The sequence below is a fragment of the uncultured Bacteroides sp. genome, assembly GCF_958445495.1.
Lineage (GTDB): Bacteria > Bacteroidota > Bacteroidia > Bacteroidales > Bacteroidaceae > Bacteroides.
Genome location: NZ_CAUCSQ010000003.1, coordinates 81102 through 102219 on the forward strand (window position 1 = coordinate 81102; position 21118 = coordinate 102219).

Below are 21118 nucleotides of genomic sequence, written 5' to 3' on the forward strand. Positions count from 1 at the left end.
TCTTATAATGTTTTGTTATAAATAAATTTATTCTCTCACACAACGAACAGCATAAGCATCACGCCGGCCGACGGATTCTACCACAGTCACCGTATTCCGCGAATTAGAACCTCCTGTCTTTGCATCGTACCGACCGAGATAAAGAGCAGACGAATAACCGCCATCCGTATTTATGACAGTAAAAGGCGCGCTCGACCAGTAATATGTGTAACAGCCCACTGTATTTTCAGGAGAAGCTCCGGCAGACATCATCGAACCGTCAGAACCGTAACGTAATCCCGTCATCGGATAAAAAGCTCCCTCGGTATCGTCTTCACTCTTCATAAAATAATAACCATTGTCATATTTCACATAATTGATATAGTCGAGTTTTGTCGGGTTAGACAGGCTTTCCGTCGTGCCGTCGCTCCGCTTGACAAAATAAGTCCATGTATATTTATTGGCTACACGATAACCTGCCGGCGACGGGTCGTAAATGGTTTTTCCATTTGTCCATCCTGCACCGGCATTGGAAATATCCGTTAAATTTCCCTTTGAACCTTTCGTGTCGCCCCACAAAGAAACATTGTCTTCGGCAAGCCAGTTACGATAACTGTTGTCAATGTACTTCTGCATTTCGGCAGGATGTTTAACCGATTCGGCTATTGTCCCTTCCGTTGAAATATACATGGGAAACGATTCTTCAATATTTTCATTCATGCCGTCTACGTAATAGACGGAGACATTCGGGAAAGGGTCTTTACGTCCCCATTGGTACAAAGTAGCATAAACGGAGGTTTTGGAATGCGCTCCCAATGTACGGTCCATCACTGTGAATTGAGCGCCCGCTTTATTGGTGTACATTTCGTCGGAAGGTATCTCATCGCCTACTCCCCAAATATGCCAGCTCCAAAGAATATCACCTGTACAATTTTCACCGTCATACACGGCAATCACAGCATTACCGGTATTTTTACGTGCCGTATAATAACACCGTCCGTCACGTAATCTGACAGAGGATTCGTCAATGAATCCCTCGGTATCCTGCCACAGCAGTTTTGCCGATACCGGTGTAAAATAGGCCGAAACAGCATGAAACCCCTGTCCGGGAATGATGCCTTTTTGTCCGTTCCCCATCACATTCGCTTGAAACGAATGTTCGCCCGGTCCGGTTATCATATAGCAGTTAGCTGTTTCTTCCTGTTCTGTCACATCGGCATGATTGTTCTCCAGGACTGTGGCATTCAACGGCATAATATAGTATTTTCCGGACTCGAAGTCGCACAAAGCGTCCGTAGTGAAATCGATACGGTGCTTATCGGTTATAAACGTACAATTCCATGTTTTTCCTGCTTGGCTACCCGGAGCTACAACGGCATAAGCTATCACCGGCTCGGAAAGTGAAGGACATTCGGCAAAGGTAAGGTTGAGTGTCGAACTCTGTTCACCGCCGGCCGGAAGCAGCCCGGCATCCAAATTTGTCAAATCATAGGAATAATTTCCTGTAACGTGGTCACCCGTATGCAATTCGGCCCTTATCAGTTTCTCATCGACCGAAAAACCGCCAGCATCTGCCAGATTTATTTCGAAACGTACCAATGCTGCCATTTGACGCATATTCAGCGTATAACTGCCATTTCCGGATGGAAGGATAATATCGGCCGCCTTCACGTCGTATTGGGCAATGGAACTTTCGTCAATATAAATCTGTTCAGCGGGAAGCGTTACCGAAATATTCTTCCGGTCGGTCATTCCTTCCTGATAAGGATAGTAGGCATACAACGGAGTGTCTCCCGAATCAATCGCTCCGGAAAATGTAACTTGTTCGGCAGGCTCTTCGTTATCACTCGTGAACAGGGCATTAGCCGTATTCGCACCGAAAACTCCGATACAGTCGCCCACCGACCATTTCATCATCAAAGCTCCTTCATCGGTCATGTTTCCAGTTTGTGTACGAGTAGCCGGCAAAGACGTAAAACCGCCAACTGTGCTGACGATACGCATATTTCCCGGCTTCATGCCGCTTGTGGACGTCTCCCTCTCATCCGAACAAGATACAAGTCCTGCACAACAGACAACAACTACCCAACAAAATATCTGTTTGTATTTCATTTTTATATAAAATAAGGTACAGAAGGATATTTTCTACTGTAAACAACTATCCTCCCGTACCATTATAAAATTATTATTCGATTATATTTCCACCGGATGTATAGGTAGAGTTGTAATTGTTTGTCTGTGCGGAAGAACCTTCCTTACGCAATTGAAATTTAAAATTATTGTCAATGACTGTCTGAATCAGCCCATCGGTACCGTATTTTTGGCCCGAATCAGATCGACTGTCTGCAAAATTAAAGAATATCAAACCCAAAGAAGCATTCTCCGTACGTTCCTGCAACTTGCTGATGACTAACGGATTCAACCACTCAGTCAGGCCAATAACTCCTTCGTTTGTCTCTGTACCCTCATAAAAAGTTCCACCGCAATCATTCATGTACCAAGTATCATGAGCATCATTCTGTTGGTAGGCTGCAACACTCTTGTCAAAGATTTCGTAAACATATTTTTCTTTATTAGCTTTTGTAATTTCTTGTCCCTCTCCAACATGAGTAGCTTCCTGATACATCCATTGAAGTGCTTTACGGGAAGAAGAAGAATTGGGTGTTCCCCAACGCAAAGGCACAGTATTTATTGTGCCATCCCACATTGAGAACAGAGCCGGTACGGAAGCATCGTCAGCAACATAATTTTCTTGGAAATTAGAATTATAGTTTACTTTTATAATAATCTTACCTTTGACATCTGCTATTTTAGTATCAGCCGTAATTTCTTCCGTATAGATTCTATTTGCTACATTTGCACCTAAAGTAGACAGTTTATCAGCAATGACCTCTATCCACACACGTTGTGCACCACCAGATATTAAACCAATATTAGGGCTATCTACGTGTACAGCTCCATCACCCGCATAAGTAACCATCAAAACTGCAAATTCATTACAAGCTGTTCCTAATGCTTCCTCTGCTGTTTCCAAGCTCTCCACAATAGATTGTAACGTATTCTCAAGAGACCTCCCCGCTGACCCTTCAACAGGTAATCCGCCACTCCCTTCGACATACTCATAGTTGCTAAACCAACCTCGTTTATAACTAGCATCAGTAACTCCTGTCTGCACAATAAAAGCACGCACACCATCTATGAACTGTTGTTCAATACCAGTACCTTGATAAACCGGTTTAGCATCGTTACCTGCTGTCAAATATGAGAACTTACTACCTGGAAGAGAAAGTTCGGAAAGATAGATATCAGGGTCAAGAGAACTTATCCAATAATTAGTTCCCAAATCCATCAAAGCCGGAAGTTTAACAATATTCACTTTATGTGCTTTGACTCCACCCACTGCACTCGCATCTCCTCCTAAAGTCCTTACAAGATTTTTACGATTTAAAGGAGATACACTTATTTGCAATGTCTGTGCATCAGTTATTCCCTCATCAACAGGAAGTAAAAAAGCTCTAACTATCATCTTATCATTAGGTCCTAACGTAATAAAATCATTCTTCTCCGCATTCCAGCCGGATATGGAAATTTTATTACGGACTAAGCCTGTAGTGTTTCCTACAGCTTCATAAGAAGGAGCAGCATTCGGATCATCCTCGACTTTGGTCATATCGCAGACAAAATCTCCGTTCAATAACGTTTGTCCTCCTATCGCATTAACGTTTATGTTCGAGATTTTCATTGTCCCGCTCTCCGGTCCATTGACTTCTATTTCGAGAATCGTTGTCCAAGGATGGAATGTCAATGCAACATCTTCCCCTTCCGTCATATTATTCTTGTCTATCGAACCGTAAGCCCACATATAAGCATAATCTGTATTGGCCTGACCATAATAAGTTGTACCACCAGCATCATTGCTCTCTACACGCCAACCTGTGGGATTTTGCAATTCCGGAATATGACCTTTAATCTTTCCATCTTCCGTACCTGTCACTGCACTCGCCGGATAAAAACCATAAAACCGGTGTGTACCATTCGGTCCGTCACCTTCTCCCCACTGTAAACCTGCGTCATCAGGATTTACTTTAGTAACAGCACTTGATGTGGTAGGATTATTTGTATCAGGTATTATTTTATAATTTACAAGTCTGTCAGGACTACCCGGTACATTTGCCTGAGGACAATAAATCGCAATCTCATCACTACCGTCTTCTTCCCAACTCACCCGATAATACTTTTGTCCGTCGGGTCCTACCGTCGGCGTATCATCGTAAATTGTACGAGTACTCATTCCTGTATCAGACAAGGAAGAACCGAAACTAATCTCGTCCCCTGTTTGCACAGGTACGCCCGGTTGTTCATCCACATCGTCCTGACAACCGCTTAGCAGCACAAAAGCAGTCGCAATCAAAGAATACGTTATCTTTTTCATACTTCTTTATGATTTAAAAAGTCTATAAATTAATTTCCAAAAGAACTGCCACCATCATTCTGGTCCCAACCGATATCCGTATAATCACCGGTATTTCCGATTTCATGTCCCTCGATGGAAACACCCTCATCACGATTTTCATCCGGCTCAAATATTGACGCCTTCATAAATCCGTTTTCCAGTTCCACTTCCGTATGCACCGTCGTTGGAACTTCATACTTTTTTTTCTTCATATAAACCTCACTTTCAGTTTTTAGTTATAAAATAAAAATCTTTTTCGAGAAAAGGAACGACCCATATCATTCCTTTTTTACCTTATTAATCTGCTTATTTTCCTCTTTTCCGGTTTAACATAAAAGCCTGTTTAATTTTGTTCAAGTTCTGTTTTTCCGCTTGTCTTTTACACCGTAGCCATAACCGTAGCCGTAGCCATATCCATAACTGTAGCCATAACCATGTCGTTTCGGATCTGTTCCATTCAATACCAAAGCCATATTATTCAGTTTCTTTTCCTCATACAGTTGTTCGATATCCGGCAGTTGGCGACGGTCCAATCGCCCGGCACGTACCACAAATATTGTCAAGTCCGCAATACGGTTGGCAATTGCAGCATCAGCTACAAGCCCTACCGGCACATTGTCGGCAATGATGTAATCATACCGGGTACGCAGTTCGGCAACCAGCTCATCCAGCCGCCCGTCCATCAATAGTTCAGCCGGATTGGGGGCTATTGTCCCGGAAGCGATAATATCAAAATATTCCGCCTGTTGTATAATATCGTCTACCGTGACTGCCGGGTCGGAAAGATAGTTCGTAACACCGTTCACATGTCTTCCGAAATGACGGCTCAACGTTCCTTTACGAATATCCAAATCTATCAATATGACCCGTTTCTTGGCGTAAACGAAACTCAATGCAAGGTTGTGCGAAATAAATGTTTTCCCTGCACCAGGATTGAAGGAAGTAAAGGTTATGACCTGCATCGCCTTGTTTTTTTTCATCATAAATGTCATGTTCGTGCGCAGGATACGGAACGCTTCGGACACCACATCGTCGCCCTGTTCATGTACCACCAGGGTTTCCTTCTTCCCTTGACGACGTCTCGACTTTTCCCGGTCTAATGGAATTTCTCCCAAAAAGGGCACGTTTAAGACTTTCTCGACATCTTTACGACTATGTACCCGTGTATCCACGAAGAGAATCATCAGGAAAGCGATACCCGGCAAAGCAATACCTATAAGCACACCCATCAGCAGGATACGGTTGCGGTTGGGGGAAATGGGGGCTTTGCTACCTTCCGCACTATCAATGACACGCGCATTATTGTCAGCCATTGCCTGTGAAAGGGCGTTTTCTTCCCGCCTGTTGAGAAGGAAGAGGTAAAGAGCTTCTTTTATTTTCTGCTGACGCTCGATGGAAAGCATCTGCCGTTGTTTGGCAGGAATAGAAGCAACCTGGCTCTGCGCCAATTTCTCCCGCTGCTGCGCATCATTGCGTTTCACATTAATACTCACAATCATATTGTCCACAGCCCGAATGATACTCTGCTTCATGGCCCGGAGCGAGTTGTTCAGCTCTTCCACTACCGGATTGCTATCACTGCTGTCGTCTACCAACCGGTCACGTTTTAATTTGGCTGTATTATAAAGCGTAATCTGGCTTTCGATGTTCATGTCGCTGATGCCTGTATTGGCAGGTATCAGGTCAGTTTCTTTCTTCGGGTCGGTCAAATAGTTCCTGATATATTCCGCCAGCCGGAGTTGTGTCTCTAATTCCAAAGCATCCGTACTGTATTTCTGCGTCTCGCTCATATACATGTTGGCGGAAGAGGATATATCCACCACCTGGTTTTCACGTTTGAAAGACTCCAGGTTAGACTCGACATCACCCAGTTCCTGCCCGATAATAATCAGACGCTCATTAATAAAATTAGCGGTATTCACTGCTACTTGGTTCTTATCCTTGACGGCTTCTTCATTATACACGGTGATAAGCATATTGAGCATATCTTCGGCACGTGCCGCAGAAAAGTCCTTTAACGATAAAGTCAGTATGGAGGATTCCTCTTCTTCCTGGCGGATACCTAAGCTACCCTGATAATAGGCGGTCGTTGCATCCAAAGGATTCTTTCGCACTCTTATCTTCACCCCGTTCCAGGCTTTGCTGTAAAAATTGGTCGGAGTAATGACGATGCGTCCTCCCCGCAAAGCGACGGTGTCATTCAGACTGACCGTATATTCCTCTTTTTCTTCTTTCCGGGTGAAATCGGAGAGCACTACCGTATGTTCGTCTTTCGGCATCACGGTGAAAGCAAATTGTTGTTCCGGCATGGCATCCGGAAAACTGACTGTCACAGGCGACTGTGTGTAAAGTTCATACGCACGAAGCCCTTCCTTTTTGGAATAGCTTATATCCGCACGGACCCGTTGCACGACTTCCCGCATCAGCTTCTTGGAACGGAACTGTAAAATTTCATTTGCCACATTCACCTTGTTGATGAAATTGTCATAACGGTCTAGCCCCGCAGAGGATGTCTTGTTCGAGGGGTCTTTGATTATCACAGTCGCCGAACGGAAGAAAACCAAAGGCGCACCCGCGTATTTGTACCAAGCTATCCCCCCGCATATCAGTACGGACAGCAGAAACCACTTCCACTTGGAAGCCATATATACGAGCAAGTCTACCAGATTAAGGCTTTGCCCGTCTTTGTTTACAGAAGAATTGTTTGTCTGCATTTTATTCCAATCAAAATATAACTCGTTATTTTGTCGCCCAGATTATAGAACAGATGGCTGTAACGACAGAAAGCAGAGTGGTACCGATTTGCCACCCGCGGTCTTCGGAATCTTTCTTCCGGTATTTCGGTTCGACATACACGATGTCATTCTGCTGCAAGTAAAAACAGGGAGATTCGAAGAGGTCTGTGCTCCGCAGGTCGTGCATGAACATCTGCCGCTCGCCTCCCGATTCCCGGATGACGGCCACCCGGTCAATCCTGGCTTTGGCAGTAAGGTCGCCGGCATTGGCTATGGCCTCCAGTAAAGTCACCCGGTCACCGTTCACATTAAACGTGCCGTTTCGCCCTACAGCTCCCAGCACGGTGTACTTGAAGTTGAGAAATTCGATGGATACCAACGGATCTTTGATATAGTTGCCTTCTTTTATCCGGTTTTCTATCAGGGTCTTTACCTGACTGACTTTCATGCCTTCCACATAGAGTTTTCCGAGAATGGGAAAGTCGATATTGCCGTCCGCATCTACCCGGTAACCTTTTTCCCGGCTTTCCGATATATCGGACGACTTCACATTGCCCCCTGCATCTACCCGGAAATTCCCGCCTTGGATATTGAAAGGAATGGCAAGCTCCTGATTCTTGCAGGTCACGCTAATCCCCAGACGGTCATCACTATGGACTACTGCCTCATGTTTGGTATCGAACGGATATTTTTCTCCCATCTGCATGTCTGAAAGGTAGACGAAGTTCTTGCGTGAGGCGCAAGAGGAAAACAGACATACGGCAAGTAAGCTTAGTAATACGAATTGTTTATTCATTTTTTATGTAGTGTTGATTAATCCGGTTTATCTCTTCCCTGCACAAAATTGCAGCCTGCCTGTCGGGAAGGCATTCCAACGTCCCCACAGGGAACAGACCGGCAAGATGTACCAATGTATCGCAAAGTTCTCTATACTGGTCGTTATTTTTATGTATCACCGAACAGCCGGGAAGTATCGTAATAAAGGCATCTACCTCTTTTTGCCAGGTGAAACGGTTTTCTACAGCTTGATAGAGCCGCACGATTCCGCCTATCGGGAAACAGAGGTTCTTGTAGCACCGGGTCTTTCCGCTCCAAGGAGTCCCATAGACCACCGCCTTACCGTTTACAATACGAATTACGGGATTGTCGTCGTTCAGTAACTCACAACCGGGAAAGCATTCTTGCCATAGGGCCGCATGGGTACTTTTACCCGTACCGCTCTTACCCATGAAAAGGTAGGCCATATTGTCCAATGCCACTGCAGCGGCATGGACGGACACTCCACCGTGATAGATTATGGCCTGTGAAAAAACGATGCGTAACATGGAAGACAGGATTTCACCCGCATACGGGTCATCCCAGTAAATGCCGGCTTTGGCAAAAGTAAAATAAGGGTCGGTGTGCAAGTAATGTATCGCCCCGTCGGCTGTAAACCGAATTTCTATCCGGTAACCGGTAGGCGTTTTCAACAACCGCGTGTATCCCATATCGTTCATGGACTCTTCTATCAGGACAGCCTCTTCCCGGAAAGTGTCCGCAACGGAAGTCTCCACGAAATAGAACAATACGTCTGCACGGCAGTTGCTATCGTGACGGAACGGACGGAAAGAGGGTAACAGACGTTCCATATCCTGTTCTCCCGCCAGACAGACATCAAAGAGGAAACCCGCTACCCGGAAATAATGTTCTTTTAGCATTAGCTTGTCCTATCGATAGATTTATAAATGTCCAGAATGCTTCTTTCGGGGCGTAGCCGTATGAGAAACAGGCATTACTCAGAAATGAGCGCGAGGTATGCAATTTGCGTTTCCACATGCTTTGAGACAGATTGCTCCGCCCGGCTGCATATTGCCCGAAATTGCCGCCACGCAGGATAATATCAAGTAAAGGCCGGGAAGGCAGATGTTCTTCTTCATACGGCAGGGAAGCAGGAGGAAGCCCTAAATAATCCTGCAGAAACGAATGAAGCAGGCGACTCCACTTTCCGATGCCGGTTTTATGATAAAGGGTTTTCACTTCAAGCGGGTTGACGGTGTCACGGAAACTATAACAGGCACGTGCCATGTCGCACAGTTGGCGTAAGCCGATTCCCCATCCGAAAGCATGTTTCATGATATGAGTGTTCAGCAGCAACAGATTCAGCAACGGAGAAGGTACTGTAATTTCCGTTCCGTCGGGTAACAGAGCTGTACGATATCCATGCACATGTTCCACTTTTTTCAAGCTGTCCTGGACGAAAGGGTTATTGATATCGAACAAACGGGGATGATGTTCTACTTGCACGCCGTTCCATTCGTAACAAGCACTGCCGTCGGCCTCATTTTTTATATGCCAACCGGATTTCCGCACCAGCGATGCGGCATATTGTCTCTCTTCTTTCTTCGGGAAATAGAGGTCTATGTCGCCGCATTCACGCAGCAGGGGATTCTCATACAAGGATGCCACGCCTTGCCCTTTTTGCAGGACAGGAGTCAGCCCGTTCTCCTCGAACATCCCGCAAAGCCGTGCCAATATGCCGTTCATCCTGCGGTTACTCCGTTCGATAGCATCTGCCCTGGCTACCCAACGCATCAACTGTGGTTCGGAGGGCAACAGCTTGTCCGGCAACAAACACATTCCTTGATAGACAAGGCCCGTTACCGTTTGCCGCTGCGCCAGACGATAGACTTCCGCCCAACTTTCATCGGAAAGGGGAAAGTGAGAGAGGTTGTCCGGCTCTTTCTCCCATAATCCGGCTTTGAGCAAAATCAATAAAACGGCTTCTTCCTTATTTGTCACTTCTCCTGCCACCATATCAGCCCGGTTGTATCTTTTATTTTATCAGTCCGAATTTTTTCCATTCTTCCAATTGTCTTTCTATATCTCTCAGAGCTGTGTCTTTGTCTGTGTCATATTCACCGCACAGCCAGTCTGCCAGTTCCTCTGAGGCGTACTTCCCTTCGTTTATCCGTTGCCACAACCGTGCAGCGGTCTCGTTAAGGCTGAAGACATCGGTCATATTCACATTTTCATTGCAAACTTCAACAATCATATACTTGTTGCCAATCTTTCTCAATTGTAAGCCTAGTTTGGGTTCTATCGCTTTTTTCACTGTCATAACCGTCTATTTTTCCGTTAGAATTTCTTTCCTGTGAGTATTGAAAAAGCTGTCAGGAAAATTATTTTCGTATCCAACCACAAGGAACGTGAAGCGAGGTAGTCTAAATCCATCCTGAGCCTTTGCAACATTTTTTCCATCGTATCCGTATAGCCGTTATAGAGCGTGGCCGGCGAAAACAGTCCGGGTCTCAACTGGTACAAAAGTTGGTAATCCGGATTGATGGCTATAATCTGTTTGACAAAGAAGCTGCGTTCCGGGCGTGGTCCCACAAAGCTCATCTCTCCTTTAAGTACATTTAAAAGTTGCGGCAGCTCGTCCAAATGATGTTCACGCAAGAAACGTCCCACGCGGGTCAGCCGTTTGTCGCCTTGCCGGCAGAGTGCCGGCTTGCCGTCCGCTTCCGCTGTCATCGTCATGGAACGGAACTTATACAATGTGAAAATCTTTCCCCGGTAACCGACCCGCTCCTGCTTGAAGATGGCTGGCCCACGATCTTCGCTTTTGATTGCCATATAGATAATCAAAAATACAGGTGAAAAAACAATTAACCCGAGTACACTTCCTATGATATCAAGGCATCGCTTGACATGACAAGTGGCAGGTGACATGGCGTCTTCATAATAGTTCCGTTCCTTTGCCGCATTTTTTGCCGATTTTGCAATTACTTCTGTTCTTTCCATAATTCATTATATATTTCCAACAAGTTTCCTATCATTTTCTCTTTGGTGAAGACATCGCGATAGCGTTGCTCCGCATGTACGGAATACTTTCTGTAATCTTCTTCTTTTCCCGCTATCGCCATGACGGCATCTGCCAGTTCCTTACCGTTCTCCGGAGCCACATTAAGTCCTGAATAGCCGTGAGCATTCACCCATGATACTCCCGAGTGGGGAATATTAGTGGCGACCACCGGTTTCCCGCAAGACATGGCTTCTATCTGTACTATTCCGAAAGCTTCCGTTTTTTGTACGCTGCTCAGGCAGAAGACTTTGCAAGCGCCATAATAAGCCGGAAGTTCTTCATCGGAAATCCGTCCGAGCAGCTTCACTTTTTCCTGTACTCCCAGTGTTTCTATTTCCGAGTTCAGTTCATCTTCCAAAGCGCCTGTGCCTCCTATCAGTATGACATAATCGTCACTCAAATACCGAGCGGCTTCTACAAGGAACTTATATCCTTTGTAAGCGACAAGGCGTCCCAGAGAAAAAACGATTTTCTTACCCGGATACCGGTTCCTGATATTTTCCACATCTTTCATACGCGGGCGCACCGGCTCCACACCGATAGGCAAACAACATGTTTTATGCTGCACGTGTTTCAAAAAGGGGGATTCCGCCAGATAAACCGGGGTTGTCCCGATAATCCGTTCAGCGCGTCGCAGTAACCAGTCCTGTAAAGGCTGGTAAAGGCGCAACAACATTTTCTGCTTTTGGATATCGCTGTGCCAATGCAGAATGACTTTTCCTTTATATCCCGAACAGAACAGGGCCAGGCAAGCCATCGGGTCGGGATGGTGTATGTGGATGATATCATAATTCCGGCATATTTTTTTCAGCGCGAAAATCATAGCCGGCGAAATCATCGTCGCCGCAACTTCCGACCACGAGGTGCAATACTTCAATCGGGCATGTTCATTGATGGAAACGGTATGACCGCTTCCTTTGCTTGCGGCACAGAGCATGTCACAGTCTATCCCCTGTTCAGACAGTCCGAGCATCAAGTCATACATCACCTTCTCTACACCGCCTTTGACTGGATAAAATTTTCCTAATTGCAATACTTTCAAAAGTTTCTTTTTAAGATTTTAAAATAAAGGAGAGGAAGGATGTAAATGGGGACGCTTTCCGTCAGTATCCGATGTTGCCACAGTACCGACTCATGTCAACGGCAACACAGATAAATGCCTACCCCATATGTGCTTACCTTCTATCTGTTTTATATGTAGGTTTATTCCCGATGGTCTGCTATTGGACCCCTAGTATGAATACATAACTAATGCTTGCAAGACCTGTTTTGTAATTCGATAATGGTTGCCGACAATATTCGGGCACTTCGATTCCAATCAAACTCTTTGCATCTGGCACGACCTTTTATACGCAATTTGTTTTGCAGTTCCTTGTCATTTATAATCAAAGAAATTTTTTTTGCAATATCCTTCTCGTCTAATGGATTTGCATATAAAGCTGCATCACCGCACACTTCTCTTATAGAAGGAATGTCCGATACAACAACAGGAACCCCGATAGACATGGCTTCGAGAGGAGGAATACCGAAACCTTCATACAATGAAGGGTACACAAAACACGATGTGTTCTTGTAATATTGTTTCAATTCGGTATCAGTGACTCTTCCAAGCCATTTTATTCTTTCAGACGATATATTTGCGCTTAGTTCCTCGACAGAGGTTGAATAGATACGGTTTTGTCCCCCTATTATATACAGTTTCATATCGGTGTCCTTCAATATGGAAAAGGCTTTCAGCAATGTCTCAAAATTTTTCCTTGGGTCAATGGAAGAAACAGCTAATATGTATTTTTCTCCTTTTGCCGAATTTTCATGGCTTGTATCCAGTTGCGTAAATGAAGATGATACAGCATTGTATATTACGGCTATCTTATCTTTTTCAACATGTAGTAAACGTATTATCTCATTCTTTGAAAATTCACTTACTGTTAAAACTTTTAATGATGTCGCGACGCTCAAAGGAGTCAATGTTTTATACAGAAATATGTACGAAACCGAATACCATTTCGGATTTATCATAAATCCAAGGTCATGTATAGTCATTATCTTACTTTTGATTGCGATGGGACCAATTCCCGTAAAATTAACAAGAAGGTTCTTTCCCTGTGTCATAAAAAAGAAAAAAGGCAGGAATAATTGTTCCCAGACATGTGATTTTCCCCATCCGCAACGCTTTATGGAAAATTCCGTGGTATCATAGCAGTTTTTTATATCACCGTACGGGCAAAGCAATACGAATACGATTCCTGATTTGCGGAGGGCTTTGCACAGTTCGTAGGCAAAACGGTTGACCCCAGTCTGTTCCTGCAGCAAAAATCGTCCGTTAATGTAAATCATACTTTTTCTGACCGGATTTTTGATTTCACAAGAAAAAGGAAAAATTTCCAATAATGTTTTATTTTTACAGGCAACGGGAGTTTTATCCAACTATTTTCACAATAATGTATAGCGTATGAAGCCGGAGTTACTTCACGTCTGTTTCCTGCAAATATTTCAGAACGATATATCATCATCCTGTCTTTCAACTTTTGATCTATATCTTTGTACCTAAAACCATAATTTTCCGCAATCCGGGCATATATTTGTGGAGCAATCACATCCAACCCCATACTACCATCCGGCTTGATAAAATGTTTGTCCTGATACCAATCCAATGCATGTTTGACAAATGGACATCCCTTTTCCGCTCCCATGACAGCAGCCTGTAATTCGATACCCGAAATATATTTGTCCGTAATCCGTAATCCGTTTTCACCTATGTCATTCAAAGAATTGTCCCGTTCTATCATGAAAGGATGATATTCCACACAGGAGAAAAAAGAATGATGCAGGAAATCATCGAAACGTTTCAAGACTTTTACGTCCGAATCCAAATAGATGCCTCCTTCTTCATAAAGTGCATAAAGGCGGATATAGTCAGCGACAAATGCCCATTTCCGATGGGCAAAAGCCTCTTTTACATAAGGAACACTCTTTTCTATATCGAAATTCTGCGTGTTCCACAATTTCCATTCATAATCTGGCATAATTTCTTTCCAAGACTGCATACACATCTGAATCTTTTCAGGAAACGGGTCATTGCTCAACCAGCAGTAATGTATAATTTTCGGTATCATAAAAATGAAATATCAATTAAAAACAGTGTCTATGTCAAATGCACCGATGGGTCAAGCAAACAATTATCCTGGACAGAAATTTGTCCGTCTGACAACAATAATAAGGCATAAAAACAAAATATATCTGTCGGAATTTTAACCCAGACAATAAGCTGTATGACAAACAGACAAAGAAAGAATAGGTTTAATTTTTTTTCCCGTTTACACAGTACATACGTACAACAAATAAAATAGGCAAGGAAAGTAGATAAGCCTATTATGCCACAGTAAAATATAAACCGTATATACCCCATATCTGTGCCCATATAAAACGTATCAGTATCATTAGGATCAGCAAAATATCCGTCACCGATAATCCATGTTTTCATATTGTCTGGAAGTATAAAGCCAATACTATTGACCAGCAAGTCTGAAGAATGAGTGGAAAATGTACCTTCTTTATAGAAATTGATAAACCCCTCAAACCCATAGTCAAAAGCTTGTCTGAATCCGACTGACGTGTTATACAAATGATTACCGGCATAAAAGAGCAACACTATCAAAAAACAAAAGCTTGTAACCCATAAAATATGTTTGAAAGTGATTCTTATTTTCATCCAAAAACTAGAAGATATCAATAAATATATACAAGCTATTACTAAACCTACTACTGTCGTACGGGAAACCATATTACCAATACTCCCAATAATAAACAGGAGCATCACATTAAAATTCCTTTGTGTTTCTGTAGAAGCATTTCTTATTAAATAAGCCGTACCCAACAATACACAGGAGAAACGGATACCAGCAGTATCGAATCCGACTCCTATACTGTACAAACGTGGATTCTTCTCAAAATATTCCATACTGGTTTGATCAAATACGGAATCAATGGCAACAGCCAATACTGGAAAATTATCTATAATCACAGCTAATATACAGTGTCCTGCACATATTAAAGTTAAATATTGAAATATGATTTTCAACGTAACCATGCCATAAGCTTTCTTCAGTACATATATCACAAAATATGCTCCCCCCAACCATACACACATTGAAACAAAATAAGTGGCAAAAACAAAATCATACGTATTATTATAAACAATGGAAAAATAGGAAGATAAAGAAAATAGAAGTCCTAATACCAAAATAGGAAATATTTCTTTCCGAATAGAAGGCACTCTATTTTTTATGTGTTCCCATACGAAAACTATTAATCCTAACGCTGCTACTACCATCTTAGAATTTAAAGACGGAAAAACTCTCAGAGCGACAGGAAAATAATAGCAACTGCAAATAATTAACAATATTATTATAGATACAATACGACACATTCTCAGTTCTCCAATACTTTCAAATAATTCATAAACTGCCTGTAAGCATCAATATAATATGGATTCTTTAAACACATCTTGAACATCCAGGCCCATTCTTTCAATGTTTTTTTCATCCAAGGTTTCGATTTACCGACGAAATGAATTACATATACAGGCTTTCTTTCCTCTTTTCCACTTAGGGAATATCCCAAATGTCGAATGTAATAAGTAAGGTGATCGGCAAACAAATTATACCCCTCATCAAGATGTAATGAAAACTGCTCTCCCCAATCGAAAAGGTATTGTTTGAGTACGTCTTGGTCACCTACCGGCACTTTTTGTTCTTTACTTTTTTTTACCACAAGACCGACTGTCTGTAATAGTTTCTGCTCTACATCTTTGTCCGGCTCTATCACCATGACACCAGAATTGAGTCCACCTTTCCAAATTTCATTGCCGGGATAAGAAGAGTCGGCACTCACAGCGGAGAAAGGCTTTCGCTCGAACAAAGTATCAATATTGCGCACGATTAACATATCGCAGTCTAAAAACACGATTTTACAAAAACGTGTCAGTCCCCAAATCAACAATTTGTCAAACGTATGATTCCAATGGGAGAAACTCTGTTCCGACGGATTTACGTTTCCCGCCAGAACAGCATGGGATAAACGAATACAAGGAATCCCCTCCTTCTCCAATTCCCGTTCTGTTCTCGCATCCACCGTTGTAGACAAAGCGCAATAAAGAGGATATTTTGCTCCTACGTGCTTCAACGAACGATGCAGAACCAACACTCCTTGGAAATAGGACTTATTGGAAAGTAGTGTAACGTAAACTTTCATATCGGTATTTTATTTATCCTTAGATGTCGTTTTTTCCACAATCTGATTTTACGTTTTAAACTGTTCCATTTCACTCATATAAAATGTAACGAAAACAAAACGGTTTATTATGAGCATACTTTTTCAAATAAATATAGTCAAGATGCAGCTTATATTATACAAACTTATTTAGAACAATCGCAAAATTATCAGTAACAGAAATTTCTACCTTCATATTCCATTTCTGAAAATGAACATACATTTCTCAGATTCTTTTCCACATTTTTCAACCAAAAGGTATTGGCAGCACTGAACTTTCCTCAATAAAGTATAATCAGGATAATTGAATACATATTATCTATAAATCAATCCATAAACCACTTTTTGCAAGAAAATGTAATGAAGCCAAACAACCCAGAACTGCCCTTTCCATGCACAATATTGTAGGAAACGGCTGCGAAAAGATACAGATTTGTTTTGCAAAATATAACGGTTGGCTTCGGGATACCATGTTTTCCATAAACGGTACTTTTCCGGACTAATACTGATAAGAAAAGGATATTTTACAGTCAGTTTCAGAAAAGCGATTTCTTTATCCAATGTATTTCCGAATTTTCTATGCAAATATTCAGATATACGCCGTACATTGTATTTTAGTTCTACAGAATGTTGTTCCGAATAGGTTTGTGTGAAAGAGCCTATATTCAATTTTACATAATGGTAAAAAGCCTTGGGCAAATATGATACCCTTTCAGCACAAGAAAAAAGCATCATTATGGTCATATCTTCCCCCATTCCATATCCCGTAGGAAATATAATTTCATTATCCGTATACAAGCGACGCTTTACTAATTTATTCCATACCGTAAACTTCATTGCCCCGTTCAGCATTCCTTTCAAAGCTTCTATGGGAGATGGATAATCCGGCTGGGGCATGTAACGTTCGTTATGTTCGAATGAAAGATACCAGTCGCACCATACTATATCTGCTTTTTTTTCAGTTGCTGTCCGATATAACATTTCCAACATATCCGGTTCGACAAAGTCATCGCTGTCACAGTGAAATATATATTCTCCCGAAGCAACTCCCAAACCAGTATTCCTCGAAGCTGGTAGCCCCTTATTCTCCTCATGTCTTAATATTTTTATCTGTTTTTTTCTTTCCGGATATTTGTCAATACAAGTCTGAAGCAAGTTTACACTCTTATCCGGTGAAGCGTCATCTACGAAAATGAACTCAATGTCCTGAAGAGTTTGTGCAAACAAAGAGTCGGCACATTTGACAATGAATCTCTCAACCTTGTACACAGGTATGATTACTGAAACTTTCATCTGAGTAAGTTGTGTGAAATGAAAAAGAGTATTATTTAGTCCGGCATAGGAATTGCCATTTCATCCGGTTTACGGGATAATTGTTTTATTTTGAGCAACAAAAGATATCCTTTACTTAACACACTTATTATTATAGGATTGACTCTTTTGTGATTCCTCCAGTAGCTGATATATTCAAATCCCATGAAAGAACTGATTTCCCGACTTCCTATAAGACTATATATTTCTTCACTCAAAATTTTCAGTTGTCCATCAAATTCATTCAATTGCTTTTTCATCTTTTCTCCGTAGTGTGTCAGTGAAAATACATACACATCCTTTACCATCGGTACAAGACGGGCATAAAGGTATTCTTGTACAGGCTTTCCTATTATTACATCTCTATGATTCTCATATTCTGTAACCATACTAGCAGCACATCGTTCCGTATGTACCATGCTCTTTAGTTTGACTTCCGGATTGATTGTCTGTCCTACTCTGCCAACCAAGTATTTATATACATAATGTTTAAAACAAGCAACAGTCTTGACCATAATCATGGGTATGAATATCCACTCTTGATCGGTGTATGATATCCCCTCTGTCTGCTTGTAACCTAACTTCAGCAAGTTTTCAAGGCGATAAGTCACAGCATGCATCTGCATATTCTTGAAAGTTCCTGTACGGCAAATATCATTGAATCTGAACAAGTTTCCGTTTCCAAAATCATATTTGATAATTTTTCTTATTTCTCTTTCCCGATTTACAACTGCAAAATCAGACAACACAAGATCCGCATCTGTTTCAATAAGGAAAGATATGAAATTTTCAAAACATTCAGTATCTACGCTGTCGTCCGCATCTAACACTTTCACATATTTACCAGTCGCGTTTTTTAATCCCGTATTTATACAAGAACCATAATTCCCATTTTCTTTGTCTATGACTTTGAATACATGAGGAAATCTGTCTTCAAATTCATGCGCTATAGCTGATGAGCAATCTTTACTCCCGTCATTGATGACGAGTATTTCCAAACGCCCTATATTTTTATCTACACATAAAGATGTAAGACAATATTCCAAATATTGTTCCATGTTATATGTCGGTACAATAACTGTAAGAATTTTATCCGTTATACTCATATTGTTGCAATAATGGATTTAACTTAAATTTAAAATATTTTTCCGATATGGATTACACAGGCAACACGGATTTTCAAGTTAGTTGTGCAATATTTTTTCTTTTTACCTATGGACGTACAATATCTCCCTTCTCGATAACGTAATACCCAACACGATGAAGCACTATGAAGGTCTGTCATTTAACACATCCACCATATTTATTTGAAAAATATGTTCGTTTTTCTACATTTTTATCTGAATCCCATACAGATTTATTATAGAATGAATCCCTCTTTTTTTCTATCAGCATGTACCATACGCAAAAAATTCAGCAATAAATCGGGCATATACTTTTTTATGCTATTACGTATCGTTCTATTATTTTGTACAAATTTGTAAGGAGATTTCATTTCAAGCAATTCTGTTTCATGTTTTTGTATATAAGTCATAATGTTTTGTACCATCCCATCAGCCTTTTTCGTCTGTTCGAACCTATTGAAATGTTCGTGGCATATTTTACCGTATTTCTCCAATATATGCCATTTGTCCAATTGTTCTCTCTGGGTGAAAAATGCAAAATGAGCAATTACGGCATCACCATTCCAAGCGTTGGATTTTCCTTGCAGAGTTGGATATATACATGACATGAATTCCTCGTCATCTCCAGGGACAATACCTGAGATTTTTTTCATTTCTTCTCCAAACCATAAAATTGCATTGATAGAGAAACGTGTCATTCCCATTTCCTTTTTCCCCATATACAGAGATTCCCATTCGTTTTTTTTCAAATGGCTATTTATAAACCATGAATGTAACTCTTGTGCGAAATATCCACTTTTCCACAGTCTAGGATGGCTTGCAGAGGCTTGATAATAATCATTTAAATTTAACTTACCTTCTATCTGTAACAAGTAAGTCGAAAGCGAATTGTTTATGACAAGCGGAGATACCAAAAAATAGTCAGGATTTTCCACCCTGAACCGCACCATCTTTTCTATCAACTCCGGCTCCATCCAAATAATATCATCGTCAAGTTTGAAATATATAGTATCCTGTTCTGTACAGTCTCGATAGAAAGCATTTATACTTGCATTTCCGTTTACTATACCGTCAGGTTGCCATACAAGATTTACAACCGGAAATTTTTCAGCTACTTGCTTAAAGAACTCTATATCTGCCCCATTATGCGTATTTATCCAAATGTCGTATCTATCAACAATATCAGAAGAAACAATATATGGAATAAGATACTGCATATAGCGACGGCGACCAGCAGCCGTATTTACTATTATCTTGAAATTTTTGTACATAATTTTAGAAAACATTTCATGGCGGCCTCTATCACCGGAGCCATATCATAATACTTATATTCTGCCAATCGGCCACCAAAAGATACATTAGAATCACTATCAGCCAGTTTCTTGTAACGGATATATAGTGAATTATTTTTTTCATCATTCACCGGATAATAGGGTTCCATTCCTTCTTTCCATTCAATGGAATATTCCTTACTGATGACCGTGTGCGGACAGTTGTACACTTCTTGACCGAACATTTCAAAATGCTTGTGTTCTATGATGCGAGTGTACGGGACTTCCTTTTCCGTATAATTAATTACGGCATTTCCTTGGTAGTTAGGCATATTAAGATGTTCTTCCTCAAATCTTACTGTACGGTATTCCAATTTCCCGTAACAGTAATCAAAATATTCATCAATCTTACCAGTAAAGATAATATGTTCAGCCACCTCTTTCCAATATTTCCGGTTCTTAAAAAAATCCGTACTTATCCTTGTCTCTATTCCATTGAGTAAACCGTCAATTAACCGGTTATAGCCACCGATGGGAATACCTTGATATTTATCACTAAAATAATTGTTATCATAAACTAAGCGTACCGGCAAACGACGAATGATGAAGGCTGGAAGTTCCGAACACTTTCGTCCCCATTGTTTTTCCGTGTATCCTTTAATTAATTTTTCATAAATATCCCTACCAACAAGGAGTAATGCCTGTTCCTCAAGATTGGCAGGTTCTCTACCTTTTAATATTTTAAGGGCATCATTTTTTTGTTCCTCAATTTTCACATTAGCTTCTTGAGGAGTAATAACTCCCCACATCTGGCGGAAAGTGTTCATATTGAAGGGTAAATTATAAAGTGTACCTCGATAATGGGCTATAGGTGAGTTAGTATAACGATTAAATTCGACAATAGAGTTAACAAAATCCCAAACCGGCTTACTAGAAGTGTGGAAAATGTGTGCACCGTATTTATGCACATTTATCCCATCCATATTCTCACAGTACACATTACCGCCAAGCTGCGGACGCTTGTCTATTACTAAACATTTTTTTCCTGCTTTATTGGCGAAACAGGCAAATGTAGCTCCGAATAATCCGGAACCGACAATTAAATAGTCATATTTTTTCATGCTATTATCTCT

Annotated in this window: 18 protein-coding genes; all 18 read right to left on the reverse strand. The window is 41.4% G+C overall.

Translation table 11 applies throughout. The features are described from left to right. Positions 1 to 27: 27 nt before the first annotated feature. Positions 28 to 2091, reverse strand: coding sequence for a hypothetical protein (locus tag Q5076_RS02205; protein ID WP_303010596.1), 2064 nt, complete (start codon positions 2089 to 2091; stop codon positions 28 to 30). A gap of 73 nt (positions 2092 to 2164) precedes the next feature. After that, on the reverse strand, positions 2165 to 4411 hold the full coding sequence (locus Q5076_RS02210; RefSeq protein ID WP_303010597.1) for a hypothetical protein: 2247 nt from the start codon (positions 4409 to 4411) through the stop codon (positions 2165 to 2167). A gap of 29 nt (positions 4412 to 4440) precedes the next feature. After that, positions 4441 to 4644, reverse strand: coding sequence for a hypothetical protein (locus tag Q5076_RS02215; RefSeq protein WP_303010598.1), 204 nt, complete (start codon positions 4642 to 4644; stop codon positions 4441 to 4443). Positions 4645 to 4785: 141 nt separating this feature from the next. Next, entirely contained in the window at positions 4786 to 7146 is a 2361-nt protein-coding gene (locus Q5076_RS02220) for a tyrosine-protein kinase (protein WP_303010599.1), read from the reverse strand. 25 nt (positions 7147 to 7171) lie between these two features. Continuing rightward, positions 7172 to 7963 carry a polysaccharide biosynthesis/export family protein gene (locus Q5076_RS02225; RefSeq protein WP_303010600.1) on the reverse strand — a complete coding sequence of 264 codons (792 nt, stop codon included), beginning with the start codon at positions 7961 to 7963 and terminating at the stop codon, positions 7172 to 7174. Further along, positions 7956 to 8864, reverse strand: a complete 909-nt coding sequence (locus Q5076_RS02230; protein ID WP_303010601.1) for a phosphoenolpyruvate carboxykinase — start codon at positions 8862 to 8864, stop codon at positions 7956 to 7958. The genes Q5076_RS02225 and Q5076_RS02230 overlap by 8 nt, the downstream gene beginning before the upstream one ends. Continuing rightward, positions 8821 to 9960, reverse strand: coding sequence for a nucleotidyltransferase family protein (locus Q5076_RS02235; protein ID WP_303010602.1), 1140 nt, complete (start codon positions 9958 to 9960; stop codon positions 8821 to 8823). Before Q5076_RS02235 ends, Q5076_RS02230 begins: the two co-directional genes overlap by 44 nt. A 19-nt stretch (positions 9961 to 9979) precedes the next feature. Beyond that, positions 9980 to 10264: a PqqD family protein gene (locus tag Q5076_RS02240; protein ID WP_303010603.1), complete on the reverse strand. Its 285-nt coding sequence runs from the start codon at positions 10262 to 10264 to the stop codon at positions 9980 to 9982. Positions 10265 to 10281: 17 nt separating this feature from the next. Further along, positions 10282 to 10875 (reverse strand): sugar transferase, encoded by a 594-nt coding sequence (locus tag Q5076_RS02245; RefSeq protein WP_303010648.1) that lies wholly within the window; start codon positions 10873 to 10875, stop codon positions 10282 to 10284. A gap of 53 nt (positions 10876 to 10928) precedes the next feature. Further along, the gene (locus Q5076_RS02250; RefSeq protein ID WP_303010604.1) at positions 10929 to 12050 is read right to left on the reverse strand and encodes a glycosyltransferase; all 1122 of its coding nucleotides are present in this window, start codon (positions 12048 to 12050) and stop codon (positions 10929 to 10931) included. A 206-nt stretch (positions 12051 to 12256) separates the two neighbouring features. After that, positions 12257 to 13345 (reverse strand): glycosyltransferase family 4 protein, encoded by a 1089-nt coding sequence (locus Q5076_RS02255; protein WP_368389370.1) that lies wholly within the window; start codon positions 13343 to 13345, stop codon positions 12257 to 12259. Further along, positions 13342 to 14124 (reverse strand): glycosyltransferase family 32 protein, encoded by a 783-nt coding sequence (locus Q5076_RS02260; RefSeq protein ID WP_303010606.1) that lies wholly within the window; start codon positions 14122 to 14124, stop codon positions 13342 to 13344. The genes Q5076_RS02255 and Q5076_RS02260 overlap by 4 nt, the downstream gene beginning before the upstream one ends. A 29-nt stretch (positions 14125 to 14153) precedes the next feature. After that, on the reverse strand, positions 14154 to 15341 hold the full coding sequence (locus Q5076_RS02265; RefSeq protein WP_303010607.1) for a hypothetical protein: 1188 nt from the start codon (positions 15339 to 15341) through the stop codon (positions 14154 to 14156). Positions 15342 to 15439: 98 nt separating this feature from the next. Beyond that, complete coding sequence (locus tag Q5076_RS02270; protein ID WP_303010608.1) at positions 15440 to 16261, reverse strand: glycosyltransferase; 822 nt, start codon at positions 16259 to 16261, stop codon at positions 15440 to 15442. Between the two features lie 333 nt (positions 16262 to 16594). Then, positions 16595 to 17572: a glycosyltransferase family 2 protein gene (locus Q5076_RS02275; protein WP_303010609.1), complete on the reverse strand. Its 978-nt coding sequence runs from the start codon at positions 17570 to 17572 to the stop codon at positions 16595 to 16597. A 35-nt stretch (positions 17573 to 17607) separates the two neighbouring features. Then, positions 17608 to 18696 carry a glycosyltransferase family 2 protein gene (locus tag Q5076_RS02280; protein ID WP_303010610.1) on the reverse strand — a complete coding sequence of 363 codons (1089 nt, stop codon included), beginning with the start codon at positions 18694 to 18696 and terminating at the stop codon, positions 17608 to 17610. Between the two features lie 254 nt (positions 18697 to 18950). After that, the gene (locus tag Q5076_RS02285; protein WP_303010611.1) at positions 18951 to 19985 is read right to left on the reverse strand and encodes a hypothetical protein; all 1035 of its coding nucleotides are present in this window, start codon (positions 19983 to 19985) and stop codon (positions 18951 to 18953) included. After that, the gene (gene glf, locus Q5076_RS02290) at positions 19964 to 21106 is read right to left on the reverse strand and encodes a UDP-galactopyranose mutase (RefSeq protein ID WP_303010612.1); all 1143 of its coding nucleotides are present in this window, start codon (positions 21104 to 21106) and stop codon (positions 19964 to 19966) included. Before glf ends, Q5076_RS02285 begins: the two co-directional genes overlap by 22 nt. Positions 21107 to 21118 lie beyond the last annotated feature (12 nt).